We start from the raw sequence: 25370 nt of genomic DNA on the forward strand, positions 1-25370 counted from the left end.
CCCGGGCCGAGGCGGCAGGCGGGTCAGACGGGATGGTCGCGGCGGGGCGCCGGGCCTCAGCCGTCGCGGGCGACCCGGTAGGCGCAGCGCGTCGCGACGGCCTTCTCCAGGTCGTCGGTGATGCCTGTGAAGAACTGGCGGCGGTAGGTCTCGTCGGTGACGGCGTACACGGCGAAGTAGAGCCCGGAGAAGGCGGCCAGGAACACCGAGACCCGGATCAGCTCCCACGACAGCGACGCGACGGCTGCCGTCGGGGCGACGCCGACCCAGCTGGTCACCACCTCGTCGGGGATCGCCACCAGGCCGAAGCCGAGGAAGAAGACGAAGACCGCGACGCTGAGCAGCAGCACCTGGACCGCCTGGGAGGCGAGCAGCACCAGGACCAGGTTGGCCCGCTCGAGCCGGCTCGGGGGCGGCACCGCGACCACCCCCTCGCGCTCGGCCCACCGGGCGAACGGCGTCCCCGCGCAGGCCTGGCGGATCGACCCCCGGTCGAGGTGCGCGGTGAGCTGGTCGACCTCCTCGGGCAGCTTGAAGAGCAGGAAGCCCACCGCGGCAGCCGCGAAGCCCAGGACCGCGGCCCACATCACGCCGCCGGAGAGGCGGGCCGCGACCTGCCAGACCTCGGCGTTGATGAAGAGGAAGGTGATGAAGAGCATCAGCATCGGCAGGGCCCGGGCGACGAGCGGCACCATCAGCCCGAGCGAGGAGAAGGTCTTGCCGGCCGCCCAGCGCAGCCACAGCCAGACGCGGAGCGTGGCCAGGGAGTAGCCCGCGACCACCACGCCGGCCGTGGTCAGCGCGGCCGCCCCGGCGACGTACCTGTCCGACGCGGCGACCGCGACGGCGAAGACCGCCGCCGACAGCACCAGCGCCAGCGTCGCCACCGTCACCAACCTCGGGCGGCGCAGGCCGCGCTCGACGCGGGCTCGGACGTCGTCGACGAAGTAGGGGAGCCCGTGGCGCAGGAACCAGTGCTCGCAGTCGGCCAGCGGCGGCGCGGCCGGGGCGTGGTCGGGCGCCGGGGCGGGGCCGGGTCCGACGGTGGGGGCTTCCTGGTCCATGAGGCCTCTCGCTCGCTCGGGCGGCAGTCCCGTGCCGCCGGGTGGAGGGCATGGTGTCACGTCGTGGGTCGCTTCCGGCGTGGTCGCGGCGGGGTGTCCGTGCCGACCCGTCGGGCGGCGCGTGCGAGAGTCGGGGGCGTGCGTCGGCTGCTGGTGCTTCTTCTCGGGATCGTCCTCTGCGTGACCCTGTCGCCGCCGGCGCTGGGGGCGCCCTCGGGGCCGCTGCCCGGTCTCGGCGTGGTCGTCGAGCGGATCGCCGACGGGGTCTGGGTGCCGGCCGCCACGGCCCCCCACCAGCTGGCCCTGGCCACGCGGGAGGGGCGTCTGCGGCTCACCGGCCCCGGACGCGTCGTCGACGAGCGCAGCCTCACCCTGACCGCCTCGTGGACGACCCGCGCCGGCGAGCCGGTGGCCGGGCCCGTGGAGCTGCAGCGCAAGCTCGTGCGGCGCCCGGGGGAGAGGGTGAGGGCCGGCCAGAGGTCGCCTCGCCCGTGGCGCACCCAGGAGCTGTCGTCCACCGGGGTCGACGGCACGGTCGAAGTGACGCTGACCCCGCGCGCCACCTTCCGCTACCGGCTCGTCGCCGCCGACCTGCCCTGGGTGACGGGTGGCCGCAGCCGGGAGCACACGGTGCGCAACGTCCCGCCCGGGGTGAAGGTGCGGCTGCCGTCGGGCGCCCCCCGCCCGCGGATCACCCTGCCGCCGCAGCAGCGGGCCGTGGGCACCGGGGCCGACGCCGTGGTCCTGGAGATCCCCGACGCCGTGTGGGGCCGGATGCGCGGTCGCTCGTGGCGCCCCGGCTGCCCCGTGGGCCGCAGCGACCTGCGGCTGGTGCAGGTCAACTACTACGACTTCGACGGCTACCGGCGGCGCGGCGAGCTGGTGGTCGCCGCCGCCGTGACCGGGAACGTGGTCGGTGCCTTCACCGAGCTCCACGACCGGCGGTTCCCGATCCGCTCCCTGTACCGCGTCGACCGGTTCGGCTGGTCGGCGCGGCTGCGCGGCGCCGACGACTACGCCTCGATGGCGGCCGGCAACAGCTCGGCGTTCAACTGCCGTCAGGTGGTGGGCAACCCGGCGGTCCGCTCGCCGCACGCCTGGGGCCGCTCGGTGGACATCAACCCCTGGGAGAACCCGTACCGCAGCCGGCACGGTCTGGTGCCCAGCCCCTGGTGGCAGTCGCGGAGCCACCCCCGATACGCGTGGCGCGGCCCGGACCACGCCGTGGTCGCCCTGATGCGTCGCCACGGGTTCCGGTGGACCTACGGGCGCAACGACAACCACCACTTCGACGTCGTCGCGGGCGCGCCGCGACGGCTCGCCCGGCTGCTGCGTGGCGAGGCCTGCGACGGGGTGTGCGAGTGAGCCCGCGCGATCCCTCCGCCGGCTGCCTCTTCTGCGCCATCGCCGCAGGTCAGGAGGGCGCCGAGGTGGTGCTGGAGACCGACGACTTCGTCGGTTTCCTCGACGTGCGGCCCGTCTTCAAGGGGCACACCCTGCTGGTGCCCCGCTCCCACGTGGTGACCCTGCCCGACCTCCCGGCGGACCTGCGCGACGGCTTCCTGGCCCAGGCCCAGCGGCTGGCCACCGCCGTGGTCGAGGGGCTCGGCGCCCAGGGGTCGTTCGTGGCGCTCAACAACGTGGTCAGCCAGTCGGTGGCGCACCTGCACCTGCACGTCGTGCCCCGCACCAAGGGCGACGGGCTCCGCGGCTTCTTCTGGCCCCGCACGACGTACGCCGACGAGGTCGAGCGCGGCGAGTACGGCGCCCGGCTCCGCGCGGTGCTCTGACCCACCCGCACCCCGCTCGCCCGTCGTACCTGCTCGAGCCGGAAGAACGCGCCCCGGACCGGGTCGGGCGATGGCGAGGCGACGGCGCGGCGACGGCGAGGCGACGGCGAGGACTGGGCGGCCCGCCCGGCGCGACGGGCGTCGGCTGCGCCTAGAGTGTCGCCCCGGAGCGGGGACCGGCCTCGCACACCCAGAGGAGGACACCTGTCATGGGTCGATTCGACGGTCGCGTCGCAGTCATCACCGGAGCCGCCCGAGGCATCGGGTTCGGCACCGCCCAGCGCTTCGCCGCCGAGGGTGCGAGCGTCGCCATCATCGACCTCGACGAGTCCGCCGCGGCCGAGGCGGCCGGCCGGCTGGAGACCGTCGGGCAGGCGACGGCGACCGGGATCGGCTGCGACGTCAGCGACGCCGCCTCCGTCGACGCCGCGGTCGAGCGGGTGGTCACCGAGCTCGGCGGGATCCACATCCTCGTCAACAACGCGGGCATCACCCGCGACAACCTGCTCTTCAAGATGACCGAGCAGGACTGGGACCTGGTCATGAACGTGCACCTCAAGGGCGCGTTCCTGATGACCAAGGCCGCTCAGAAGCACTTCGTGGAGCAGAAGTACGGCAAGATCCTGAACCTCTCCAGCGTCTCCGCCTACGGCAACCGCGGCCAGGCGAACTACTCCGCCGCCAAGATGGGGGTCCAGGGCTTCACCCGGACCCTGGGCATCGAGCTGGGCCCCTTCGGCATCAACGCCAACGCCATCGCGCCCGGCTTCATCGCCACCGAGATGACCGACGCCACCGCCGCCCGGCTGGGCCTGGGCGTGGAGGAGTTCCGCGAGCTCAACGCGAAGAACAACCCGGTCCGCCGGGTCGGCTTCCCGGAGGACATCGCGGCCGCGGCGGCGTTCCTGTGCAGCGACGAGGCGTCCTACATCACCGGTCAGACGCTCGTCGTCGACGGAGGCGCCAAGCTCGTCAGCTGAGTCACACACCGACTTCCCACGGGGAGATCTGCCTCACGCGCTGAGCGTGGGCGGGTCTCCCCGTCTTGTGTTGACCAGTGGTCATGTGCCTAACCTGCGGGGGTCGAGAGCACTCGACGAACAAGTCAACAGCCACCACCGGGTACGCCGAGTCCTGCCCGTCCGGTCGGAGGCACCGCACCACATGAAACACGGGCAGGAGTGGGGGACCCACAGGTTCTTCGCCGCATCACGCGGCTCGGGGTGAAGTCACCGTCCAGGTGGCAGAGCACTTTCCAGCTCCAACCCGACAGCTCACCTCACAGGCGTGGGAAAGGAACACATCTCCATGCCTGCGACTTCTCGCATCGCTGGTGTGCGCCCCGGCGCGCGCCGCACCATCGTCACCACCCTCACCCTGGGCCTGCTCGGCGGTCTCGGAATCGCCGCTCCCGCCGCCACTCCGGCCCACGCGGCCCCGGCCGGCACCACCGCCGGCACGACCGCCGGCACGACCACGGCCACCACCGCCGGCACCGTGATGCCGGTCGCCGACGTCCCGGTCGTCGACCCCGCCGCCCAGCAGGCTGCCGACGAGGCCGCCGAGCGGAAGGCCAAGAAGGCCGAGAAGAAGGCGAAGCAGAAGGCCAAGCGCAAGGCCCGGCAGAAGGCCCGGCGCAAGGCCCGGCGCGAGGCCCGGCGCGAGGCCCGGCAGCGGGCCCGCAAGGCCGCGATCCGGGCCCGCAAGGCCCGCAGCTCCACGGTCGGCCGGATCGGCACGGCCAAGGCGATCGCGATGGCGCAGCGCGGGGACGCCTACGCCTACGGCGCCACCGGCCCCAACGCCTTCGACTGCTCCGGACTCGTGCAGTACGCCTACCACCGGGCCGGCCTGACCGGGATGCCCCGGACGTCGTCGGCGCAGGCCGCGCACACCCGACGGATCTCCAAGGAGGCCATGCGCCCCGGCGACCTGATGTTCTTCGCCAACGGCGGTGGCGTCTACCACGTCGGCATCTTCGCCGGCCGCGCCGCCGACGGCGCCCCGCTGATGGTGCACGCCTCGCGTCCCGGCCGTCCGGTCGCGGTCGCCCGCCCGTGGACCTCGAGCTGGTTCGCCGGCACCGTGCGCTGACCCGGCGCCACCCTGTGTGCGGGTGCCCTTCCCTCCGCGCGCCTCCTGCGCCGAGGGAAGATGCACCCGCACACTTGTCTTTCCTGATCTGATCGGAGTACCCGTGCGCCGTCCCGTCGCTCTCACCGCCGCCGTCCTGACCTCCGCCCTGCTCCTCGCGGGGTGCAGCGGCGGCGACGACGGAACCTCCCAGAGCGCCTCGCAGGACCCGGGGCCGAGCGAGACGGCCGAGGCGCCCGCCGCGCCGCAGACCTGGCCGCTCACCGGCCTGGAGCTGCCCGCGGGGAAGTCGGCCGACCTGAGCCACCCGGTGATGGTGACCAAGATCGACAACACCGCGAGCGCGGCGCCGCAGCTGGGCCTGGGGGCGGCCGACATGGTGGTCGAGGAGCTGGTCGAGGGCGGCACCACCCGGCTCGCGGCCTTCTTCTACAGCCGGCTGCCCGAGGTGGTCGGCCCGGTCCGCTCGATGCGGGCCAGCGACATCGGCATCGTCACGCCGGTGGACGCCGACGTCATCACCAGCGGCGCGGCCCAGATCACCAAGGACCGGATCCACGGCGCGGGGATCACCTACTTCGAGGAGGGGGCCCGGGGCTTCTTCCGCGAGTCGAGCCGCTACGCCCCCTACAACCTGATGGCCCGGCCGCGCGAGGTCGCGGAGACCGCGAAGCAGAAGGCGACCCGGCCGGCCGACTACTTCACCTTCGGCGACGCCGCCGACCTGCCCAAGGGACAGAAGGTCTCCACGCTCTCGGCCGGCTTCGGCCGGCACACCACCAGCTGGCAGTTCGCCGAGGGCAAGTACCGCAACGTCAACAGCTTCATGGGCCAGGGCGACGAGTTCCTCGCCGACACCGTGCTGGTGCTGCGGGTCCGGGTCGGCGACGCCGGCTACCGCGACCCCGCCGGCAGCTTCGTGCCCGAGACCATCTTCGAGGGCTCCGGCCCGGCGCAGCTCTTCCACGGCGGCCGGGCGGTCAAGGCCACCTGGTCGAAGAGCGGCCTGCGCGGGCAGCTGCGGCTCGAGACCAAGAACGGCGAGGAGCTGGCCGTGCCCGCCGGGCGCACCTGGGTCGAGCTGGTCCCCCAGGACACCGGCTCGGTGACCGTCGCGAAGTAGCCGCCCGACAGGCGGCCGCGCTCAGCGGGCCTCGGGGGGGAGTGCCCGCGCGGTGACCTCCTCCAGGCTGGCGCCGGAGTCGACCAGCTGGCGGATCCCGGCCAGCATCAGCCCGATCACCTGCTCGACGCGAGCGCACTCGGCGTCGGGGTCGCGGCTGGCGGCCACCGCCGTACCGGCGGTGTTGAGGGCCCCGTAGAAGACCCGGCTGAAGGTGAGGACCACCTCGTGGTCGACCTCCCAGCCGCCGGAGACGAGGATGCCTGCCAGGACGCGGTGGACCAGCGCGAAGGTGGGCCGGGACTCCTCGGCGCGGAACGGTGCGTGCCCCAGCACCGCGGGACCGTCCTGGGCCACGATCCGGCGGTAGCCGGGCTCGCGGACCACCTCCAGGAACGCGCTCAGACCGCTCGTCGCCTGCCGCCACGGGTCGTCGTGCGCCGAGAGGGTCTCCTCGATCGCCCCGGCGGAGCGGTGGTCGATCTGCTCGAAGACGGCCTCGAAGACCCCCTGCTTGCTGCTGAAGTGGTGGTAGAGCGCACCCTTGGTGACGTGCGCCCCGGCCACGATCGAGTCGAGCGAGGTGGCGGCGTACCCCTGCTCGGTGAACAGCCGCTCGGCTGCCTCGAGGAGGTCGCGACGGGTCGAGGACGAGTAGTCCTGCCGTGTCCCGCCGCGGGGCGCCTTGAGCTCGGTCATCCGGGCAGTCTAGAGGCGCTGGGTCGCGTGGCGGCGGGTGTGCGCAGAGTCACCCGTGGCACGCTTGCATACCGTCGGTATGGTCACGTAACGTTCTAGACGTGCTCAGGACTTAGGTCCCTCCCCATGAGCCAGACAGCCCCGACCTGCTGCGCGACGCGGTTCCCTCCCTCCCAGGAAGACCGCACTCCCTCCCTCCCTGTGCGCCGGGTCGGGGCTGTCTTACATCTCCCGCCTGCCCGATGATGGATCCATGGACTCGGGAACCGGACGGGACGCGGAGCAGGGCACGACGCTACGAGCGGGCTGCCTGCTGGTGGCGACCCCCGGGATGACCGACCCCAACTTCGCCGACACCGTGGTGCTGCTCCTCGACGTCGACGACTCCGGGGCGCTCGGCGTGGTGCTCAACCGGCCCTCGCCGGTGCTGGTCGCCGAGGTGCTCGAGCCGTGGGGCGACGTGGTCGGCGAGCCGGAGGTGCTCTTCCACGGTGGCCCGGTGGGCGTGGAGGGGGCGCTGGCGGTGGCGCTGATCACGGCGGGCCAGGAGGAGCCGGTGGGCTTCCGCCCGATCTGGAGCACCGAGGCCGGGGTGGTCGGGATGGTCGACCTCGACGCCCCCGTCGAGCTCGTGGCGGGCAGCCTGGCCGGGCTGCGGGTCTTCGCCGGGTATGCCGGCTGGGGAGCCGAGCAGCTCGAGGGTGAGGTCGAGCGCGGCGACTGGTACGTGGTGCCGAGCGTGGCCGGCGACGTCTTCCGGCGCGACCCCTCCGGGTTGTGGCGCGAGGTCCTGCGCCGTCAGCCAGGAGAGGCGGCGTGGCACTCCACGCGCCCTGCCGATCCTGGGCTGAACTGACCTAGACTGGCTGCACCATGACCCAGATCGGATTCTCGCCCGGAGCCTCGACGATCGAGGACACCCGCACCGTCCCCACCGATGACGGGGACCACGAGCGGTTCTCGCACTACGTGCCCAAGGACAAGCTCACCGAGGCGATGGTGATGGGCACCCCGGTGATCGCCCTGTGCGGCAAGGTCTGGGTGCCCAGCCGCGCCCCCGAGAAGTACCCGGTCTGCCCGGAGTGCAAGGAGATCTGGGAGTCCCTCAAGCCCGGTGGCGGAAAGCCGGGCGGAGACTCCGGTGCCGGGGGCAACGACGCGTGAGCGACCGGGCAGACCTGGCCCCCGTCACTCCCGCGCTCTCCCCGGCCTGGCCCGAGCGCGCCGCGTGGGGAACCGCGCCCTCGCTGCGCGCGTGGCAGTCGGCGGCGATGGCGAAGTACTTCGACGAGCAGCCGCGCGACTTCCTGGCCGTGGCGACGCCGGGGGCCGGCAAGACGACCTTCGCGCTCACGGTCGCCGCTGAGCTCCTGGGGCGCCGGATCGTCGAGCGGGTGACCATCGTGGCGCCCACCGAGCACCTCAAGGTGCAGTGGGCCGAGGCCGCCGAGCGCGCCGGGATCCCGATCGACCCGACGTACGCCGCGGGCAAGGGGAAGACGTCGAAGGACTACCTCGGCATCGCGGTCACCTACGCCGGCGTCGCGGTCAACCCCCTGGCGATGCGGATCCGCACCGAGCGGACCAAGACCCTGGTGATCCTCGACGAGGTGCACCACGCCGGTGACGCCCTGGCCTGGGGCGAGGGGGTGCGCGAGGCGTTCGAGCCGGCGACCCGCCGGCTCGCGCTCACCGGTACGCCGTTCCGCTCCGACGTCAACCCGATCCCGTTCGTCACCTACGCGCCGGGTCCCGACGGGATCCCGCGCTCGGTGGCCGACTACACCTACGGCTACGCCCAGGCCCTGGCCGACCACGTGGTGCGTCCGGTGCTCTTCATGGCCTACTCCGGCGAGATGCAGTGGCGCACCCGGATGGGCGACGAGATCACCGCGCGGCTCGGCGAGCCGCTGACCAAGGACATGCACGCCCAGGCGCTGCGCACCGCGCTGGACCCGACGGGCTCGTGGATGCCGTCGGTGCTGGCCGCGGCCGACAAGCGCCTCTCGGAGGTACGCCGCCACATGCCCGACGCCGGCGGCCTGGTGATCGCCTCGGACCAGGACTCGGCGCGCGCCTACGCCAAGATCCTGCGCGGCATCACGGGGGAGGGGCCCACGGTGGTGCTCTCGGACGAGAAGGCCTCGTCGAAGAAGATCGCCAAGTTCACCGAGTCCGAGGACCGGTGGATGGTCGCGGTCCGGATGGTCTCGGAGGGGGTCGACGTGCCGCGGCTCGCGGTCGGCGTCTGGGCCACCCGCACCTCCACGCCTCTCTTCTTCGCCCAGGCGGTGGGCCGTTTCGTGCGGGCCCGCAGGCGGGGCGAGACGGCCTCGGTCTTCCTGCCGTCGGTCCCCAACCTGCTGGGCTTCGCCTCCGAGATGGAGGTCGAGCGCGACCACGTGCTGGGGCGCAAGGTCACCGACGAGGGCGACATCTTCGCCGCCGAGGACGCCCTGCTCGCCCAGGCCCAGCAGGGCGAGGGTGCCTCCGACGAGCTGGAGGGCTCCTTCGAGGCGATGGCCTCCACCGCCTCCTTCGACCGGGTGCTCTACGACGGCGGCGAGTTCGGCCACTCCGGCGAGGTGCACGTGGGCTCCGAGGAGGAGATGGACTTCCTCGGCATCCCCGGGCTGCTGGAGCCCGACCAGGTGCGCGAGCTCCTGCACTCGCGGCAGAGCGAGCGGGCGGCGCGGCAGAAGGCGGCCGCGCCGGGCCGCGGTCCGGCCGCGGCCGACGACCCGGTCGCCGCCCTCTCGACCCACGAGCAGCTGGGCGTGCTGCGCCGCGAGCTCAACGGCCTGGTCGCCGCGTGGTTCCACCGCACGGGCCAGCCGCACGGCGTCACCCACGCGGCGCTGCGCAAGCAGTGCGGCGGTCCGGCGGCCGCCGTGGCGACCGCCGAGCAGCTGCACGCGCGCATCGACGCCCTCCGCGACTGGGCGGTCCGCAAGAGCTCCTGAGCCCCTACACTGCCAAGCATGGCGGCCGAGACCTCGCAGACCCTCGACAGGGGGATCCGGGTGCTCGTCACGCTGGCGGGGGAGCCCGACGGGCTCACCGTCACCGAGCTCGGCACCCGGCTCGGGGTCAACCGCACGGTCGTCTACCGGCTCGTCTCCACCCTCGAGCAGCACGGCCTGGTCCGGCGGGGCCCCCAGGGGCGGCTCCAGGTGGGCCTGGGGGTGCTCCACCTCGCATCGGCGGTCCAGCCGGTGGTGCGCGACCTCGCCGTCCCGGTGCTGCGCCAGCTGGCCGAGACCGTGGGGTGCACCGCCCACCTCACCGTGGCCGACGGCGACGAGGCGCTGGCGCTGGCCGTGGTCGAGCCGTCCTGGACCGACTTCCACGTCGCCTACCGCGTCGGCGCCCGGCACCCGCTCAGCCAGGGTGCCGCGGGCAAGGCCATCCTGATGGCGCGGACGTCGTCCCAGGCCGGCTACGTGGCGACCCAGGGTGAGCTCCAGTCCGGCGCGCACGGCCTCTCCGCGCCGGTGCGCGGCGTCCAGGGCCTCGATGCCTCGGTGGGCATCGTCACCCTGGGGCAGCCGGTCGACGAGTCGGTCGTGGCTCCGCGGGTGGTGGCCGCCGCCGACGAGGTGGCTCGGCGCCTGCGCTGACGGCGTCGTGGGCCAGGGGGAGCACCCGGTGGGCCACCTGCTCGGCCAGCGCGATGACGGTCGAGCTGCGCACGATGGCGGGGTCGTCGAGCACCAGGTCGATCACCCGTTGCAGGTCGGCGTTGGAGCGGGCGACGACCCGGGCCCACATGTCTCCGGCGCCGGTGATGGTGTGCACCTCGAGCACCTCCGGGACCGCGGCCAGGTGGCGGGCGACCGCGTCGTGCCCGGATCCCTGCCGGATCTCCAGGGTCAGGAACGCCGTCACCGGGTAGCCCAGCGCCTCGGGGGAGAGCTGCGGCGCCCAGTCGACGATCACCCCCGAGGCGGCCAGCCGGTCGAGCCGGGCCTGGACGGTGCCCCGGGCGACCCCGAGCCGCCGGGAGGCCTCCAGGACGCCGATCCGCGGCTCGTGGCAGAAGAGGTCGAGCAGCGTGACGTCCAAGTGGTCCATGCAGCGGCTCCCGGGTGTACAGGTTGTCCGGTGTGTCGGGCCACGATTGCACATGCTGTCCGGCATGGACACTCTGTGACCCATGACACAGATCTCCGCCGACGTGCCCGCTGCCGGCCGCCCCTCCACCGGCGCCGCCCTGACCGCCGAGGAGCTGCGCGCCGACCTGACCCTGGAGCAGCTGCGCGAGCTCGTCGGGCTGGTGGAGTACGACGCCTCCAGCGACCCGTTCCCGGTCACCGCGATGGATGCGATCGTCTTCGTGGTCGGCAACGCCACCCAGGCGGCCGGCTTCTACCAGCTGGCCTTCGGCATGGAGCTCGAGGCCTACCAGGGACCCGAGACCGGGCGCCGGGACGCCAAGTCCTACGTGCTGCGGTCGGGCTCGGCCCGCTTCGTGCTGACCGGCGGGGTGACGCCCGACAGCCCCTTGCTCGACCACCACCGCCGGCACGGCGACGGCGTGGTCGACCTCGCGCTCGAGGTCCCCGACGTCGACAAGTGCATCGCGCACGCCCGGGCGGCGGGGGCGAGGATCCTGGTGGAGCCGCACGACGTCTCCGACGAGCACGGCACGGTGCGGACGGCGGCCGTCGCGACGTACGGCGAGACCCGCCATACCCTGGTCGACCGGAGCCGCTACCGGGGGCCCTACCTGCCGGGCTACGTGGCCAGGTCGTCGACCGTCGTACGCCGGGAGGGGCACCCGCGCCGGCTCTTCCAGGCCGTCGACCACTGCGTCGGCAACGTCGAGCTCGGCCGGATGGACGAGTGGGTGGCGTTCTACAACAAGGTGCTGGGCTTCACCAACATGGCCGAGTTCATCGGCGACGACATCGCCACCGACTACTCCGCGCTGATGTCGAAGGTGGTGGCGAGCGGCAACCACCGGGTGAAGTTCCCGCTCAACGAGCCGGCGGTCGCGAAGAAGAAGTCGCAGATCGACGAGTACCTGGAGTTCTACGACGGCGCGGGCTGCCAGCACATCGCGCTGGCGACCGGGGACATCCTGCGCACCGTCGACCTGCTGCGCGACAACGGCGTCGAGTTCCTGACCACGCCCGACTCCTACTACGACGACCCCGAGCTCCGGGCCCGCATCGGCGAGGTGCGGGTGCCGATCGAGGAGCTGAAGCGACGCGGCATCCTGGTCGACCGCGACGAGGACGGCTACCTGCTGCAGATCTTCACCAAGCCGGTCGGCGACCGCCCGACGGTCTTCTACGAGTTCATCGAGCGCCACGGGTCGCTCGGCTTCGGCAAGGGCAACTTCAAGGCGCTCTTCGAGGCGATCGAGCGCGAGCAGGACGCCCGCGGCAACCTCTGAGGCCCGCCCCACCGGCCTGACCCCCTGCCGGCCCCGGCGGCTCGCCCCGGACGTCATCACAGCTGGTGGCGGGCGCCACCGCTGGTGATGACGTCCGCGGGCGGCTCGGGAAGACGTCATCGCGGACGGTCGCGTCAGCGACCGCTGGTGATGACGTACGCCGGTGCGAGGCGGGTGCGAGGCGGGTGCGAGGCCGGCGTGAGGCGGGGGTGCGGTGGGTCAGTGCAGGATGAGTCCCACGCCGAGCGCCCCCATCACCACGGCGATCGCGGAGTCCAGGACCCGCCAGGCCGAGGGGCGGGCGAAGAGGCCGCGGAGCAGGCGGGCGCCGTAGCCGAGCGCGAAGAACCAGGTGGTGCTCGCGAGCACGGTGCCGAGCAGGAACCACCAGCGGTCGGCGCCGAAGCTGTTGGCCACGGTGCCGAGCATCAGCACGGCGTCGAGGTAGAAGTGCGGGTTGAGCCAGGTCAGCGCCAGCGTGGTGAGCACCGCCCGCTGCCAGGTCATCGTGGAGCCGGTCTCGGAGTCCAGGCCCTTGGGCCGCCAGGCGCGCATCGCGGCGTGCAGGCCGAAGCCGATCAGGTAGACGCCGCCGAGCACCTGGGCGAGCGGCAGCACGCCCGGCCACCGCTCGAGCACGACGCCCAGCCCGGCGACGCCGGCGGTCATCGCGACGACGTCGGAGACCAGGCAGGTGACCACGATCGGGAGCACGTGTTCGCCCCGGATCCCCTGGCGGAGGACGAAGGCGTTCTGGGCGCCGATGGCGACGATGAGGGCGAGGCCGGTGACGAGACCGGCGAGGACGACGTTCCACACAGCAGAGAACGCTAGGGACTCGCCGTCATTAAGACCAGCAAACTATTCTGGGGAATCATTAGAATCTCTGGTGTGAAAGAACTCACCCAGCTGGACCCCGTCGCACTTCGCACTCTGGCAGTCGCGGTGCGGCTCGGCACCTTCGAGGCGGCGGCTCGCGAGCTGCACGTCACCCCGTCGGCGGTCAGTCAACGGATCAAGGCGCTCGAGGCGCGCGTGGGCCGGGTGCTGCTGCACCGGGTCAAGCCGCTCGAGACCACCGAGGCCGGCCAGGTGCTGGTCCGGCTGGCCGCACAGACCGAGCTGCTCGAGCGGGAGGCGGTCGCCGAGCTGACCGAGGTCGACGACGACGAGGACGCGCCGTACGCCGCGGTGCCGCTCGCGGTCAACGCCGACGCGCTGCACACGTGGCTGATCGACGCACTGGTCCAGGTGCAGTCCCGGCACCGGGTCACCTTCGAGCTGGTCCGCGAGGACCAGACCCGCACCGCCGAGCGGCTGCGGCGCGGCGACGTGATGGCCGCGGTCACCTCCGACCCCCGGCCCGTCCCGGGGTGCCGGGTGGTCCAGCTCGGCAGGATGCGCTACCTCGCCGCGGCCACCCCGGGCTGGGTGCGCGACCACCTGCCCGACGGCACGACCACGGCGGCGCTGGAGCGGGCGCCGATGATCGCCTTCGACCGCACCGACACCCTGCAGCACGACTTCCTCCGCCGGCTCACCCGGCGGCGGCTGACACCACCGGTGACCTACGTCCCCTCGGTCAACGAGTTCGAGTCCGCGGTCCGCCGGGGGATGGGGTGGGGGATGGTCCTGGAGAGTCACGCGGCCCGCGACCTTGCCGGCGGGCGGCTGGTCGAGCTGGCCCCGGGCCGGCACGTGGACGTGCCGCTCTTCTGGCAGCACTGGCGGCTGGAGTCGCCGGTGATCACCGACCTCACCGCCGCGGTCACCCGGACCGCCCTGGACTGGTTCGGCTGAGCGCCCTGGCCAGGGTGGTCAGAGGACCTTGGAGAGGAAAGCCCGGGTGCGCTCGTGGTGCGGGTCGGCCAGCACCGCTGCCGGGTCGCCCTCCTCCACGATGACGCCGTCGTCCATGAAGACCAGGTTGTCGCCCACCTCGCGGGCGAACCCCATCTCGTGGGTGACCACCATCATGGTCATGCCCTCGGCAGCGAGGTCCTTCATGACCTGCAGGACGTCGCCGACCAGCTCGGGGTCGAGCGCGGAGGTCGGCTCGTCGAAGAGCATCATGTCCGGCTGCATGGAGAGCGCCCGGGCGATCGCCACCCGCTGCTGCTGCCCGCCCGAGAGGTGTGCCGGGTAGGCCTTCTCCCGGTCGGCCAGCCCGACCTTGGCGAGGTTGGCACGGGCGATCTCGACCGCCTCCGCCTTCTTGCGGCCCGCGACCTTCTCCTGGGCGATCGTCAGGTTGCGCAGCACCGTCATGTGCGGGAACAGGTTGAACGACTGGAAGACCATCCCGATCCGCGAGCGGAGCTTGTCGACGTCGGCGTCGGGGTCGGTGATCTCCTCGCCCTCGACGAAGATCCGGCCGCTGGTCGGGGTCTCCAGCATGTTGACGCAGCGCAGCAGGGTCGACTTGCCCGACCCTGACGGCCCGATCACGCAGACCACCTCACCGTGGGCCACGTGGAAGTCGATGCCCTTGAGGACCTCGTTGCTCCCGAAGGACTTGTGCAGGTCCTGGACGTCGATCGCGGCCGCGCCGCGGTCGGCGGCCCGGCCGGCAGCGCCCTCGTGGCTGGTGGGGGTGGTCTCGTCGGTGGTCATCAGCGGGCCCTCTCCGCACGGCTCTCGAGGCGGCGTACGACGATCGACAGCGGCACCGTGATCAGCAGGTAGCAGAAGCCGATCACGATGATGGGGGTCAGGTTCGCGGCGGTGTTCATCCCCTCGCGACCGAACTTGGTCAGCTCGTAGCTCGTCAGCGACAGCCCCAGGATGTAGATGAGCGAGGAGTCCTTGGTGAGCAGGATCAGCTCGTTGGTGAGGGGCGGCAGGATGATCCGGAACGCCTGCGGCACCACCACGCTGACCATCGCCCGGGAGTGCGACATCCCCAGCGAGCGGGCCGCCTCCATCTGTCCCTTCGGGACGGCCTGGATCCCCGCCCGGATGGTCTCTGCCATGTAGGCGCCGCCGACCAGGCCCAGGGCCGTGGTGACCGTCCCGAGGTTGCCGAAGGGGATGGCGTAGCCCGGGAAGGCCAGCGGGATGCCGTAGCCCAGGGCGATGAAGACGACCAGGGCCGGGAGTCCGCGGAAGAGCTCGATCACGCCGGTGGCGAGCCACCGGTAGGGCCCCACGCTGGAGAGCCGCATGAGGGCGAGCACCAGCCCGAGGGCCAGGCCGAAGGCGAAGCCGCAGGCGGTGTAGATGATCGTGTTCTTGAGCGCGATCGTCAGCACCCGCGGGAACTGGTCCTTGACCACCTCCCAGCTGAAGAACGCCCGCTGGAGCTGCGTCCAGTCGGTCACCAGCGCGACGACCACGACGGCGACGACGAGGACGGCGTACTGGACCGCACGCCATCTGGCAGCGCGCTGACGGGGACTCGCCATGGTCATCCTCCTTGGCGGCGGTTCGGGAGGGGGGTGCTCGTCACCCGGCGGAGGTGCCGAACCACTTCTCGTGCGCTGTGTCGTAGTCGTCGCTGGCGATGGCGTCGTTGATGACCTCGAGCAGCTCGTCGTTGCCGTCCTTCTTCACCGAGAAGCCGTAGACGTCCCCGGTCTCGAACTCGGCGCCGACCTCGACGTCGGGGTTCTGGCTGGCGAAGTAGTTGAGCAGGCCGTTGTCGTTGACCCCGGCGTCGGCGCGGCCGGTCTTGACCGCCTGCTGCATCAGCGCGGAGTCCTCGAAGGAGATGATCTCCGCGTCCTCCGGGGCGTTGTCCCGGGCGAAGTCGGCGCCGGTGGTGGCGTCCTGGACCGCGATCTTCTTGCCGGCGAGGTCGTCGAGCGACTCGTAGCCCGCCCCGGTCTTCATCATCAGGGCCTGCTTGGCCTCGAAGTAGGAGTCGGAGAAGTCCATCACGGCCTCGCGCTCGTCGGTGATCGACATGGCGCCGGCCGCCACGTCGCACTGACCGGTGTTGAGGGCCTCGCCCGAGACGATGGCCTCCCAGCCGATGTCGACGACGTCGGTGTCCAGGCCCTCGGCCTCGGCGGCGATCTTGAGCACGTCGACGTCGAAGCCGACGACCTCGCCGCCCTCGGTGAACTCGAACGGCTCGTAGGGCAGGTGGGTGCAGATCGTGAGGACGCCGTCCTTCACGAGCTCGACACCCGACTCGGTGGTGGTGGTCTCGGTGTCGGTGGCACAGCTGCTCAGGACGAGGGCGGCGGCCACGAGACCGGCGCTGGAGGCGAGGGCGCGAAGGGTCATCCCGTCACGCTATCGCCTCGAACGTGTCCCACGTCTCCTCGGCTCGCGCCCGGTGTGGCGCCGGTTCGGCCAGAATGCCTGGGTGAGCACGTACGTCGCGTTCCTCCGCGCCATCAACCTCGGGCCGCTGCGGAAGTTCCCCAAGGCCGAGCTGCAGGCTGCCGTGGAGGCGACCGGGGCCACCGGGGTGCGGACCCACCTCAACACCGGGAACGTGCTGCTCACCTCCCCGCGCCGCTCGGCCGCCGCGGTCTCCCGCGACCTGGAGGCGGCGTTCGCCGCGGACCGGGGCTTCGAGGTCCCGACCATCGTCCTGCGGCCCGCCGAGCTGGTCGCGGTGGCCGCCCGGGCGGACGAGCTGTGGGAGGAGCTGGGCGAGCCCGCCTCCCACTACATCACGTTGCTGAAGGAGCCCCCGACGCCCGAGGCCGTGGCCGCCCTGCAGGAAAGATCGGTGGACGGCGAGCTGCTGGTGGTCGGCGACCGGGCCGCGCACCTGTTGCTGCAGAAGGGGTTCCACGAGTCCCGCCTGGCCGGCAGCAAGGCGATGGAGCGGCTCGGCGTCGGAACCGCCCGTAACGTGACCGTCGTCCGGACCCTGGCGCAGAGGTGGTGCCGATGATCCCCGGCGAGACCCCGGAGGGTTGGTACGCCGACCCGGAGGTGCCGCACCCGGCAGCCGAGCGGTGGTGGAACGGCGTGCAGTGGACGGCCCACACCCGGCTCTCGATGCCCGACGACGTGCACGACCGCTTCACGCCGCCCGCGCCCGGGGGACCCGCGGTCCACAGCCCGGTGATGCCGGCGGTGCCGGAGCCGCCGCCCCCGGCCCCGCCGGTCCCGCAGCGTCCCCGGACGGAGGCGGTGACCCCGTACGGCGTGGCGCTGGCCCCGTTCGGGCCGAGGATCGCGGCGTTCTTCCTCGACATGGTCCTGGTCGCCCTGATCGCCCTGCCGCTGGAGGGGCTCACCTCCGCCGCGCTCCACCGCGGCGACGGGGATCCCAGCGCCGTGCTGGAGTGGGCCACCGGCCTCATGCCGTTGCTGGTCTTCTGGGTCTACCACCTCACCCTCCTGTCCCGGCAGGGCGCGACCGTGGGCCAGCAGGCGATGGGCATCGGCGTCCGGCCGTGGCTCGAGCACACGCGGCTCACCCGGGCCCAGCTCGTGCTGCGCACCGCGTGCGGCTCGGTGATCTTCGCGGGTGCGGCGCTGCCCGGTCTCGACACGATGGGCGGCTTCGCCTGGCTGTGCATCGCCGGCTACGGCGTGCTGGAGGGCAACAACCGACGCGGCCTCCACGAGACGTGGTCCGAGACCTGCGTGGTCCGGACCCGCTGATCAGCGCCCGCGGAAGTGCGGGCGGCGCCGCTCGATGAAGGCCAGCACGCCCTCCGCGGCGTCCGCGGTGCGCAGCAGCAGCGACTGGTTGCGCCGTTCGGTCTCCAGGGCCGGCTCCAGCAGGTCGAGGGTGGCGGCGTTGACCGCCCTCTTCGTGGCGGTGTGGGCGAGCGGGGGTCCGGCCGCCAGCCGCCGGACCAGCTCCTCCACCTGTGCCTCGAACCCGTCGCTCCCCTCGCCCGCGGCCAGGTGGGAGACCAGCCCGGCCTCGTAGGCCTCGTGGCCCGAGAGCGCGTCGCCCAGCAGCGCCATCCGCATCGCGCGGGCGCGGCCCACGGCCGCGGCCACGGAGGCGGTGGCGCCGCCGTCCGGCATCAGGCCGACCCGGGCGAAGGCGAGCAGGAACGACGCGCGGGGGCTGGCCACCACCAGGTCGCAGGCGAGCGCGAGGGAGCAGCCGAACCCGGCGGCCACCCCGTCGACGGCCGCCACCACCGGCTGGTCGGCGCGCACGACCGCGCGGACCAGGCGGTTGGCCCGGTCCATCGCGCTGACGTCGAGGCCCTCCTGAGCGGGCCGGCCGGCCTGGTCCGACAGGTCGGCCCCCGAGCTGAACGCGCCGCCGCGGCCGCCGAGCAAGACCACGCGCACGTCGTCGCGTGCGGGCAGGCCCTCGAGCAGGCCGGTCAGGTCCTCGACCATCCCGGCGGTCAGCGCGTTGCGCACCTCCGGACGGTCCATCACCACCCGCAGCACCCCCGCGTGGCAGGAGACCTCGAGGTCAGGCAAGGCGGACCCCGGCGGCCTCGAGCGCCGTCAGCGCCGCCTGCGTGGTGTCGGGGGCCACCCCGGCGCAGAGGTCGACGAGCACCCGGGTGGCGAAGCCCTCGGCGACCGCGTCCAGGGCGGTGGCCCGCACGCAGTGGTCGGTGGCGATCCCGCAGACGTCGACCTCCTCGACGCCGCGCTCGCGCAGCCACTGCGCCAGCGCGACCCCCTGCGCGGTCGCCCCCTCGAAGCCCGAGTAGGCCGCGGCGTGCTCGCCCTTGAGGAAGACCGCGTCGAAGGGCTGCGGGTCGAGGTTGGGGTGGAAGGCCTCGCCGTCGGTGCCCACCTCGCAGTGCACGGGCCAGGAGTCCACGAAGTCGGGCTCGGCCGACCAGTGCGCGCCCGGATCGATGTGGTGGTCCTTGGTGGCCACCGCGTGGGAGTAGTCCTCCGCCTGCTCCCTCTCGCCGGGCTGCCCCGGCTGCCCGGCGCGCCCCGTCTGCCACCGAGCGAGCAGCGCGGCGATCTCGGTGGCCACCCGGGCACCGCCGGCCACCGGCAGCGAGCCGCCCTCGCAGAAGTCGTTCTGCACGTCCACGACGATGAGTGCGCGAGTCATGGACCGAGGCTAGCCCGCCCGGACCGCCGGGAGCGGGAGCCCTCAGGCGTCCAGGTGGATCGTCTCGATCGCCGGCTGGCCCTTGCTCAGCTGGCGGGCGGGCAGCGGCAGCTCCTCGCGACTGGCCAGGTGACGGCGGCGGGCCGCGGCGAGGGGCTCGCGGCCCACCACCTCGCCGTCGCGCACCAGCGGCACCAGCAGCGCCCGGTCGTCGCCGTCGTCGACGGGGAGGCTGCCGATCCCGACCACCTCCGCCTGCGCGGTCCCGTCGGGACGGCGGCGACGCAGCGCGAACTTCCGGCCGCCGACCGAGGCCTTGTCCTTGCTCCGCTTGGCCACCGGCACCATCGCCCCCGTCTCGTCGGCCCGGCTGACCAGCTTGTAGACGAAGCCGCTGGTCGGGTGCCCGGACCCGGTCACCAGCTGGGTGCCGACGCCGTACCCGTCGACCGGTGCGGCGGCGAGCGCGGCGATCGCGAACTCGTCGAGGTCGCTGGTCACCACGATGCGGGTCCCGGTGGCACCCAGGGCGTCCAGCTGGTGGCGGACCTGGTGGGCCAGCAGGCCGAGGTCGCCGGAGTCGAGGCGGACGGCGCCCAGCGTGGGCCCGGCCACCTCGACGCCGAGGCGGACCGCCTCGGCGATGTCGTAGGTGTCGACCAGCAGGGTCGTGCCCACGCCCAGCGACGTCACCTGGGCGCGGAACGCCTGCGCCTCGGTGTCGTGCAGGAGGGTGAAGCTGTGGGCCGAGGTGCCGGTGGTCGGGATCCGGTGACGCTGGCCGGCCGCCAGGTTGGAGGTGCTCTCGAAGCCCGCCACGTAGGCGGCCCGCGCGGCCGCGACGGCGGCCTCCTCGTGGGTGCGCCGCGAGCCCATCTCGATGCACGGCCGGCCCTGGGCGGCCCAGGTCATCCTGGAGGCGGCGGAGGCGATGGCGGAGTCGTGGTTGTAGACCGAGAGGAGCATCGTCTCCAGGACGACCGCTTCGGCGAAGCTGGACTCCACCACCACCAGCGGGGAGTAGGGGAAGTAGACCTCGCCCTCCTGGTAGCCCCAGACGTCGCCGGTGAACTCGAAGTCGGCGAGCCAGGCCAGCGTCTGCTCGTCGACGACCCGGTTCTCGTCGAGGTAGCCCAGCACGGTGTCGTCGAAGCGGAACCTCTCGATGAGGTCGAGGGCCCGGCCCACGCCCGCGACGACCCCGTAGCGCCGCCCCTCGGGGAGCCTGCGGCCGAAGAGCTCGAAGACCGACCGGCGCTCGGCGGTGCCGGAGGCCAGGGCCGCCTGGAGCATGGTCAGCTCGTAGTGGTCGGTCAGCAGGGCGGTGGAGGAGAGGTCCGCGGGGGTCGGGTGGCTCACGCCGGACACTGTGCCACGATGAGGGCGTGTCTGCTGCGAGCCCCGTCGAGGTGGAACCCGACCTGAACCCGGACGAGTCGACCTTCCTGGACCGGCCCTGGGTGACGATCGTGTGGAACGACCCGGTCAACCTGATGTCCTACGTGACCTACGTCTTCCGCACCTACTTCGGCTACGACAAGAAGAAGGCCGAGCGGCTGATGATGGAGGTCCACGAGGAGGGTCGCTCCGCGGTCAGCACCGGATCCCGCGAGGAGATGGAGCGAGACGTGCAGGCGATGCACGAGTTCGGGCTGTGGGCGACGATGGAGCGGGCCTCGTGACCGGCTTCGCCCGGCACCGGCGCAGCGGGCGGACGATCGCCAACTTCACCGGGTTCGAGGCCGACCTGCTCCGCTCGCTCGCCTCCCAGGTGGTCGAGCTGCTGCGCAACGAGCGCGCGGTGCCGTCCAGCGAGGTGGACCCCCTGGAGGCGATGCTCGACTTCTCCGGGCCCACCGCCGAGCCGGAGGACCCGGTGCTGCTGCGGCTCTTCCCGACCGCCTACCGCGACGACGACGAGGCGGCCGCGGAGTTCCGCCGCTACACCGAGGGAGCCCTGCGCGACGGCAAGGCGCGGACGGCGATCGTCGTCATCGAGGCGCTCGAGGAGGCGGGGCTGCCGCCCGAGCTGGACGACGACGGGCTGATGATCGACGTCGAGCTCGAGCCCGCGGAGGCGCAGGACTGGCTCCGGGCGCTCAACGACATCCGCCTCGCCCTCGCCACCCGGCTGGAGGTCGAGGAGGACGACGAGGAGTACTGGGCGTCCCTCCCGGAGGAGGACCCGCGGGCCCAGGCGCACGACATCTACGAGTGGGTGGGCTACCTGCAGGAGACCCTGGTGGCCGCTCTCAGCTGAGAGCGGCCACCAGGGTCAAGGATCCGAGCCGGGGTCCGAGCCGGCCGGCCGGGGACGAGCCCCGGCTGCCGGGGGTGCCTCAGGGCAGCGCGACCACGCCGGGGAACCGGTCCTGGTCGGTGCGCCCGTCACCGCCGGCGCCGACCGGGGTCAGGCACCCGGACGCCAGGCCCGCCGACCTGAGGCCGGTGAGGTCACCGGCGCCCCAGAGCAGGTTGTTGCCCTCGGAGACCGGATACATCACCTGCTCGGGCGCGAGTGCGTGGCCCAGTCCCACGGCGTGGCCGACCTCGTGGATCAGCGTCTCGAGCAGCTCGGCCTCGGCCCAGGGGTGGTCGGCCTTGAGGACGGCCCCGCCCTTGACGATCTGCCAGACGTCGCCGAGCACCTTGCTGCGGGCGGGGCGACCGTCGGCGGAGCCACCCCAGCCGATGGTGGGGCTGGTGGGGCCGAAGGGCGCGTTGGTCTGGGCGGAGGTGCCGAACCCGATGATGAGCGTGGCGTCGCCGGGGTAGGCCGCGTGCGCGCCCTTGCCGTCGAAGATCGCGGACGTGGCGCCGACGTCCTGGAAGCGCAGGCCGGTCGCCAGGGTGACCCGGCGCAGTGCCTCGGGGATCGCGGCGGCGGCGCTGGGGGGCGCCTGCTCCAGGTTGGTGCGGTAGGTGATCACCTGGCACGGGTCGTAGCGCAGCGGGTTGCTGGGGCCGAGCTCTGTCCAGTCGGTGGGGGAGCCGGGCGGCGCCCAGGTCGGGGTGACGGTCAGGAGCGAGGAGGCGGAGACGCCCTCGGCGCTCGCCGCGCTCGCCGGCACGTGGATCCGCATGGGCAGGGAGCTGAGCCAGTCGGTGGGGACGGTGAGCGCGAAGGTGCCGTCAGGGTTGACCGGGACGCTGGTCACGTCGCGCCAGCCGGTGGGCAGCTCGATCTGCAGGTGGGCCGGGCGGCCCGCCGCGTCGACGGCGCTCACGGTGCCGCTCACGGTGACGGGCGAGTCGAGCGGTGCCGTCACCGCCGACCAGGTGGCGGCCACCACGGTGGGCGCCCGCGGGGTCTCGACCTTGACCTTGAAGCGGCTGGTGGCGACCACGCGCTTTCCGGCACGTGCCTGGACGCGGAACTTGCGGCGCTTCTCCTGCGACCCGGCCTTGACCCGGATCTTGAAGACGCCCTTGCGGTTGCTCCGGTCGCGGCCGACCTTCTTCCAGCGCTTGCCCCGCTTCTCGGTGAGGGTGACCACGCGCTTGCCGGAGCCGGCCTTGACCCGGCCGCGGACGGCGAAGCGGCCGCCCGTCTCGACCGTGCTGGGGGCCTTCACCTTGATCCGCGCCCGCCGGGCCGCGACGACGCCGGCCGGCGCCGCCGCTCGCTCCGCGAGGGCGGGGGACGGGCCGGCGGGTGTCGGGGCGGCGGAGGCCTGCCCCAGCAGCGTGGTGGGCACCAGCAGCGCGAGCGCGACGAGCGCCGCCGTCACGGCGGAGGAGAACGGGGACAGGGTGGGGCGTCGGGTCCGACGACGCGACTTCTCAGCGGGCACGCGCAGACGCTAACCCGTCGGGCCCCGTCCTGGGCAGTGGTACGGCCGATCTCGTCGCGGCCCGCACGCCTGCCGGTGAGACGCGGCGGCCCGCCCCGACCACGGCCGTCTTAGGATTCGGGACGTGTTGACCATCAGTCGGGCGATCCACGACGCCATCGTCGCCCACGCCAAGCGCGACCACCCTGACGAGGCCTGCGGCATCGTGGCCGGCCCCGAGGGCAGCGACACCCCGCTGCGGCTCGTGGAGATGGTCAACGCCGCCAGCAGCCCGACGTTCTACGAGTTCGACTCCACCGAGCTGCTCGCGCTCTACAAGGAGATGTGGGACAACGACGAGGAGCCGGTCGTGGTCTACCACTCCCACACCGCCACCGAGGCCTACCCCAGCCGCACCGACGTCGGCCTGGCCAGCGAGCCGGGCGCCCACTACGTCCTGGTCAGCACCCGCGACTGCTTCGACGGCGCCGGGGGGAATAACGACGGCTCCGTGGAGTTCAGGTCCTACAGAATCGTGGACGGCGAGGTGACCGAGGAAGAGGTCGTCCTCGTCGACGCGGACTCACCCACACCGAGGAGCAACGACTGATGGCCATCGAGGTCCGGATCCCCACCATCCTGCGCACCTACACCGACGGCGAGAAGGCCGTGACGGGAGAGGGTGCGACCCTCGCCGCGCTCATCGACGACCTCGAGGCCAAGTACCCCGGCCTCGCCGAGCGACTGCTCGACGGCGGCGACCTGCGCCGCTTCGTCAACGTCTACGTCAACGACGAGGACGTCCGCTTCATCGGTGGCCTGGAGGCCGGGCTCAGCGACGGCGACCAGGTCGTCGTGCTGCCGGCCGTCGCCGGCGGCTGAGCGCGCCGTGACCGGTCGGCGCACCTTCGTCCTCGTCGACGGGGAGAACATCGACGCCACCCTCGGCAACTCGCTGCTGGGCCGGCGTCCCCTCCCCGAGGAGCGCCCCCGCTGGGAGCGCGTCACCGACTACGCCGAGGAGCTGTGGGACCAGCCGGTCGTCGGCCTGTTCTTCCTCAACGCCACCAGCGGGCAGTTCCCGCAGACCTTCGTCCAGGCGCTGCTGGCGATGGGTTACCGGCCGATCCCGCTGGCCGGCCGGGCCGACGAGAAGGTCGTCGACATCGGTATCCAGCGCACCCTCGCCGCGCTGGTCGACCGGGACGACGACGTCCTGCTGGTCAGCCATGACGCCGACTTCGCCGACCACCTCGCCGCCCTCCTCGGCGGCCGGCGCCGGGTCGCGGTCGCGGCGCTCCGCGAGTACGCCAGCTCCCGCTTCGACGCGCTCGGCCTGGAGCTGCACGACCTAGAGGACGACGTGGCGGCCTTCAACGTCCCGCTCCCGCGGGTCCGGATCATCTCGCTCGACGACTTCGACCCCGAGCAGTTCCTGCGCTGAGCGGCCCGCGGCCCGCTCGTGCCTGCCGGAGGCCTCGTGAAAGGCTGGTGACCATGCGCCACGACAACTTGCTCGCCTCGGTGGGTGGCACGCCCCTGGTCGGCCTGCCCCGGCTCTCCCCGAGTCCCGAGGTGCGGCTGTGGGCCAAGCTGGAGGACCGCAACCCGACCGGCTCCATCAAGGACCGTCCGGCGCTGAAGATGATCGAGATCGCCGAGGCCGACGGCACGCTGCGCCCCGGCTGCACGATCCTGGAGCCGACCAGCGGCAACACCGGCATCTCGCTGGCGATGGCCGCCAAGCTCAAGGGCTACCGGATCGTCTGCGTGATGCCGGAGAACACCTCCTCCGAGCGCCGCCAGCTGCTGCGGATGTGGGGGGCCGAGATCGTCTCCTCGCCGGCCGCGGGCGGGTCCAACGAGGCGGTCCGGGTGGCCAAGGGGCTCGCCGCCGAGCACCCGGACTGGGTCATGCTCTACCAGTACGGCAACCCCGGGAACGCCCTGGCGCACGAGGAGGGGACGGGCCCCGAGCTCCTCGCCGACCTCCCGGAGATCACCCACTTCGTCGCCGGCCTGGGCACCACCGGCACGCTGATGGGGGTCTCCCGGTTCTTCCGCCGGGCCAAGCCCGAGGTGCGCATCGTCGCCGCCGAGCCCCGCTACGGCGAGCTCGTCTACGGCCTGCGCAACCTCGACGAGGGGTTCGTCCCCGAGCTCTACGACGCGTCCCTGATCGACTCCCGGTTCAGCGTCGGTCCGCGCGACGCGGTGCGCCGGGTCCGCGACCTGCTCGAGCTCGAGGGCATCTTCGCCGGCGTCTCCACCGGGGCGATCCTGCACGCCGCCCTCGGCCAGGCCGCCAAGGCGGTCAAGGCCGGGGAGAGCGCCGACATCGCCTTCGTGGTCGCCGACGGGGGATGGAAGTACCTCTCCACGGGTGCCTACGAGGGCACGGTCGACGAGGCGGAGGACCGTCTCGAGGGGCAGCTCTGGGCCTAGCCCGGGCTCTAGGGTGGGGTCCC

At 72.8% G+C, this 25370-nt stretch carries 30 protein-coding genes and 1 riboswitch; of the genes, 19 read left to right on the plus strand and 11 right to left on the minus strand.

Annotated features, from left to right (window positions below; all coding sequences use genetic code 11):
* Positions 1-56 precede the first annotated feature (56 nt).
* Positions 57-1064: a hypothetical protein gene (locus tag AC4BG9_RS03230; protein ID WP_490569644.1), complete on the minus strand. Its 1008-nt coding sequence runs from the start codon at positions 1062-1064 to the stop codon at positions 57-59.
* Between the two features lie 138 nt (positions 1065-1202).
* On the opposite strand from AC4BG9_RS03230, the gene AC4BG9_RS03235 reads away from it, so the two are divergent.
* The 5 genes from AC4BG9_RS03235 to AC4BG9_RS03255 all read left to right on the plus strand — a co-directional run bounded on the left by AC4BG9_RS03235 (position 1203) and on the right by AC4BG9_RS03255 (position 6071).
* Positions 1203-2429, plus strand: a complete 1227-nt coding sequence (locus AC4BG9_RS03235) for a M15 family metallopeptidase (RefSeq protein ID WP_490569645.1) — start codon at positions 1203-1205, stop codon at positions 2427-2429.
* Positions 2426-2854 (plus strand): HIT family protein, encoded by a 429-nt coding sequence (locus AC4BG9_RS03240; RefSeq protein ID WP_490569646.1) that lies wholly within the window; start codon positions 2426-2428, stop codon positions 2852-2854. Before AC4BG9_RS03235 ends, AC4BG9_RS03240 begins: the two co-directional genes overlap by 4 nt.
* 209 nt (positions 2855-3063) lie before the next feature.
* Entirely contained in the window at positions 3064-3834 is a 771-nt protein-coding gene (locus AC4BG9_RS03245) for an SDR family NAD(P)-dependent oxidoreductase (protein ID WP_490569647.1), read from the plus strand.
* 163 nt (positions 3835-3997) lie between these two features.
* Positions 3998-4157: riboswitch (cyclic di-AMP (ydaO/yuaA leader) on the plus strand.
* A gap of 5 nt (positions 4158-4162) precedes the next feature.
* Entirely contained in the window at positions 4163-4948 is a 786-nt protein-coding gene (locus tag AC4BG9_RS03250) for a C40 family peptidase (protein WP_490569648.1), read from the plus strand.
* Positions 4949-5051: 103 nt separating this feature from the next.
* A complete protein-coding gene (locus AC4BG9_RS03255) occupies positions 5052-6071 on the plus strand; it encodes a DUF3048 domain-containing protein (protein WP_490569649.1) in 1020 nt (339 codons plus the stop codon).
* Positions 6072-6092: 21 nt separating this feature from the next.
* Here AC4BG9_RS03255 and AC4BG9_RS03260 read toward each other — a convergent pair whose 3' ends face one another.
* Positions 6093-6770: a TetR/AcrR family transcriptional regulator gene (locus AC4BG9_RS03260; RefSeq protein ID WP_490569650.1), complete on the minus strand. Its 678-nt coding sequence runs from the start codon at positions 6768-6770 to the stop codon at positions 6093-6095.
* Positions 6771-7023: 253 nt separating this feature from the next.
* Between AC4BG9_RS03260 and AC4BG9_RS03265 the strand changes: the two genes are divergently transcribed.
* Genes AC4BG9_RS03265 through AC4BG9_RS03280 form a run of 4 tightly spaced genes read left to right on the plus strand, consistent with a single transcriptional unit; the run spans position 7024 to position 10390 of the window.
* Positions 7024-7626, plus strand: coding sequence for a YqgE/AlgH family protein (locus tag AC4BG9_RS03265; protein WP_490569651.1), 603 nt, complete (start codon positions 7024-7026; stop codon positions 7624-7626).
* A gap of 17 nt (positions 7627-7643) precedes the next feature.
* Entirely contained in the window at positions 7644-7934 is a 291-nt protein-coding gene (locus tag AC4BG9_RS03270; protein ID WP_490569652.1) for a DUF3039 domain-containing protein, read from the plus strand.
* The gene (locus tag AC4BG9_RS03275; protein ID WP_490569653.1) at positions 7931-9733 is read left to right on the plus strand and encodes a DEAD/DEAH box helicase; all 1803 of its coding nucleotides are present in this window, start codon (positions 7931-7933) and stop codon (positions 9731-9733) included. The genes AC4BG9_RS03270 and AC4BG9_RS03275 overlap by 4 nt, the downstream gene beginning before the upstream one ends.
* A gap of 18 nt (positions 9734-9751) precedes the next feature.
* The gene (locus AC4BG9_RS03280; RefSeq protein WP_490569654.1) at positions 9752-10390 is read left to right on the plus strand and encodes an IclR family transcriptional regulator; all 639 of its coding nucleotides are present in this window, start codon (positions 9752-9754) and stop codon (positions 10388-10390) included.
* On the opposite strand, the gene AC4BG9_RS03285 is transcribed toward AC4BG9_RS03280, so the two are convergent.
* A complete protein-coding gene (locus AC4BG9_RS03285) occupies positions 10305-10844 on the minus strand; it encodes an Lrp/AsnC family transcriptional regulator (RefSeq protein ID WP_490569655.1) in 540 nt (179 codons plus the stop codon). The two genes, AC4BG9_RS03280 and AC4BG9_RS03285, sit on opposite strands and share 86 nt — an antisense overlap.
* Before the next feature lie 82 nt (positions 10845-10926).
* Between AC4BG9_RS03285 and hppD the strand changes: the two genes are divergently transcribed.
* Positions 10927-12171 (plus strand): 4-hydroxyphenylpyruvate dioxygenase, encoded by a 1245-nt coding sequence (gene hppD, locus AC4BG9_RS03290; RefSeq protein WP_490569656.1) that lies wholly within the window; start codon positions 10927-10929, stop codon positions 12169-12171.
* A gap of 219 nt (positions 12172-12390) precedes the next feature.
* Here the strand turns inward: hppD and AC4BG9_RS03295 are convergent, their stop codons facing one another.
* Complete coding sequence (locus tag AC4BG9_RS03295; protein ID WP_490569657.1) at positions 12391-12990, minus strand: LysE/ArgO family amino acid transporter; 600 nt, start codon at positions 12988-12990, stop codon at positions 12391-12393.
* Positions 12991-13062: 72 nt separating this feature from the next.
* On the opposite strand from AC4BG9_RS03295, the gene AC4BG9_RS03300 reads away from it, so the two are divergent.
* On the plus strand, positions 13063-13971 hold the full coding sequence (locus tag AC4BG9_RS03300; RefSeq protein WP_490569658.1) for a LysR family transcriptional regulator ArgP: 909 nt from the start codon (positions 13063-13065) through the stop codon (positions 13969-13971).
* Positions 13972-13989: 18 nt separating this feature from the next.
* On the opposite strand, the gene AC4BG9_RS03305 is transcribed toward AC4BG9_RS03300, so the two are convergent.
* From AC4BG9_RS03305 to AC4BG9_RS03315, 3 genes are read right to left on the minus strand one after another with little or no spacing between them, the layout of a single operon-like run.
* On the minus strand, positions 13990-14784 hold the full coding sequence (locus tag AC4BG9_RS03305) for an amino acid ABC transporter ATP-binding protein (protein WP_490569659.1): 795 nt from the start codon (positions 14782-14784) through the stop codon (positions 13990-13992).
* A complete protein-coding gene (locus AC4BG9_RS03310) occupies positions 14784-15575 on the minus strand; it encodes an amino acid ABC transporter permease (RefSeq protein ID WP_490569660.1) in 792 nt (263 codons plus the stop codon). Before AC4BG9_RS03310 ends, AC4BG9_RS03305 begins: the two co-directional genes overlap by 1 nt.
* A 40-nt stretch (positions 15576-15615) precedes the next feature.
* Positions 15616-16401 carry a transporter substrate-binding domain-containing protein gene (locus AC4BG9_RS03315; protein ID WP_490569661.1) on the minus strand — a complete coding sequence of 262 codons (786 nt, stop codon included), beginning with the start codon at positions 16399-16401 and terminating at the stop codon, positions 15616-15618.
* Positions 16402-16483: 82 nt separating this feature from the next.
* Between AC4BG9_RS03315 and AC4BG9_RS03320 the strand changes: the two genes are divergently transcribed.
* Both AC4BG9_RS03320 and AC4BG9_RS03325 read left to right on the plus strand, forming a co-directional pair.
* Positions 16484-17023 carry a DUF1697 domain-containing protein gene (locus AC4BG9_RS03320; protein ID WP_490569662.1) on the plus strand — a complete coding sequence of 180 codons (540 nt, stop codon included), beginning with the start codon at positions 16484-16486 and terminating at the stop codon, positions 17021-17023.
* Positions 17020-17742, plus strand: a complete 723-nt coding sequence (locus AC4BG9_RS03325; RefSeq protein ID WP_490569663.1) for an RDD family protein — start codon at positions 17020-17022, stop codon at positions 17740-17742. Before AC4BG9_RS03320 ends, AC4BG9_RS03325 begins: the two co-directional genes overlap by 4 nt.
* On the opposite strand, the gene AC4BG9_RS03330 is transcribed toward AC4BG9_RS03325, so the two are convergent.
* The 3 genes from AC4BG9_RS03330 to AC4BG9_RS03340 are packed head-to-tail and all read right to left on the minus strand — an operon-like array spanning position 17743 to position 20488.
* A complete protein-coding gene (locus tag AC4BG9_RS03330; protein ID WP_490569664.1) occupies positions 17743-18531 on the minus strand; it encodes an enoyl-CoA hydratase-related protein in 789 nt (262 codons plus the stop codon).
* Positions 18524-19129: an isochorismatase family protein gene (locus AC4BG9_RS03335; RefSeq protein ID WP_490569665.1), complete on the minus strand. Its 606-nt coding sequence runs from the start codon at positions 19127-19129 to the stop codon at positions 18524-18526. The genes AC4BG9_RS03330 and AC4BG9_RS03335 overlap by 8 nt, the downstream gene beginning before the upstream one ends.
* Positions 19130-19171: 42 nt before the next feature.
* Complete coding sequence (locus AC4BG9_RS03340) at positions 19172-20488, minus strand: nicotinate phosphoribosyltransferase (RefSeq protein WP_490569666.1); 1317 nt, start codon at positions 20486-20488, stop codon at positions 19172-19174.
* 26 nt (positions 20489-20514) lie between these two features.
* On the opposite strand from AC4BG9_RS03340, the gene clpS reads away from it, so the two are divergent.
* Both clpS and AC4BG9_RS03350 read left to right on the plus strand, forming a co-directional pair.
* Positions 20515-20811, plus strand: a complete 297-nt coding sequence (gene clpS, locus AC4BG9_RS03345) for an ATP-dependent Clp protease adapter ClpS (protein WP_490569667.1) — start codon at positions 20515-20517, stop codon at positions 20809-20811.
* The gene (locus tag AC4BG9_RS03350) at positions 20808-21389 is read left to right on the plus strand and encodes a DUF2017 domain-containing protein (RefSeq protein WP_490569668.1); all 582 of its coding nucleotides are present in this window, start codon (positions 20808-20810) and stop codon (positions 21387-21389) included. The genes clpS and AC4BG9_RS03350 overlap by 4 nt, the downstream gene beginning before the upstream one ends.
* Before the next feature lie 79 nt (positions 21390-21468).
* On the opposite strand, the gene AC4BG9_RS03355 is transcribed toward AC4BG9_RS03350, so the two are convergent.
* A complete protein-coding gene (locus AC4BG9_RS03355) occupies positions 21469-22923 on the minus strand; it encodes a matrixin family metalloprotease (protein ID WP_490569669.1) in 1455 nt (484 codons plus the stop codon).
* Positions 22924-23047: 124 nt separating this feature from the next.
* On the opposite strand from AC4BG9_RS03355, the gene AC4BG9_RS03360 reads away from it, so the two are divergent.
* From AC4BG9_RS03360 to AC4BG9_RS03375, 4 genes are read left to right on the plus strand one after another with little or no spacing between them, the layout of a single operon-like run.
* A complete protein-coding gene (locus tag AC4BG9_RS03360) occupies positions 23048-23512 on the plus strand; it encodes a M67 family metallopeptidase (RefSeq protein WP_490569670.1) in 465 nt (154 codons plus the stop codon).
* Complete coding sequence (locus AC4BG9_RS03365) at positions 23512-23784, plus strand: MoaD/ThiS family protein (protein ID WP_490569671.1); 273 nt, start codon at positions 23512-23514, stop codon at positions 23782-23784. Before AC4BG9_RS03360 ends, AC4BG9_RS03365 begins: the two co-directional genes overlap by 1 nt.
* Positions 23785-23791: 7 nt before the next feature.
* Positions 23792-24346 (plus strand): NYN domain-containing protein, encoded by a 555-nt coding sequence (locus AC4BG9_RS03370; RefSeq protein ID WP_490569672.1) that lies wholly within the window; start codon positions 23792-23794, stop codon positions 24344-24346.
* A gap of 53 nt (positions 24347-24399) precedes the next feature.
* Complete coding sequence (locus AC4BG9_RS03375; RefSeq protein ID WP_490569673.1) at positions 24400-25347, plus strand: PLP-dependent cysteine synthase family protein; 948 nt, start codon at positions 24400-24402, stop codon at positions 25345-25347.
* Positions 25348-25370 lie beyond the last annotated feature (23 nt).

The organism is Nocardioides sp. Z40_12, assembly GCF_058215795.1.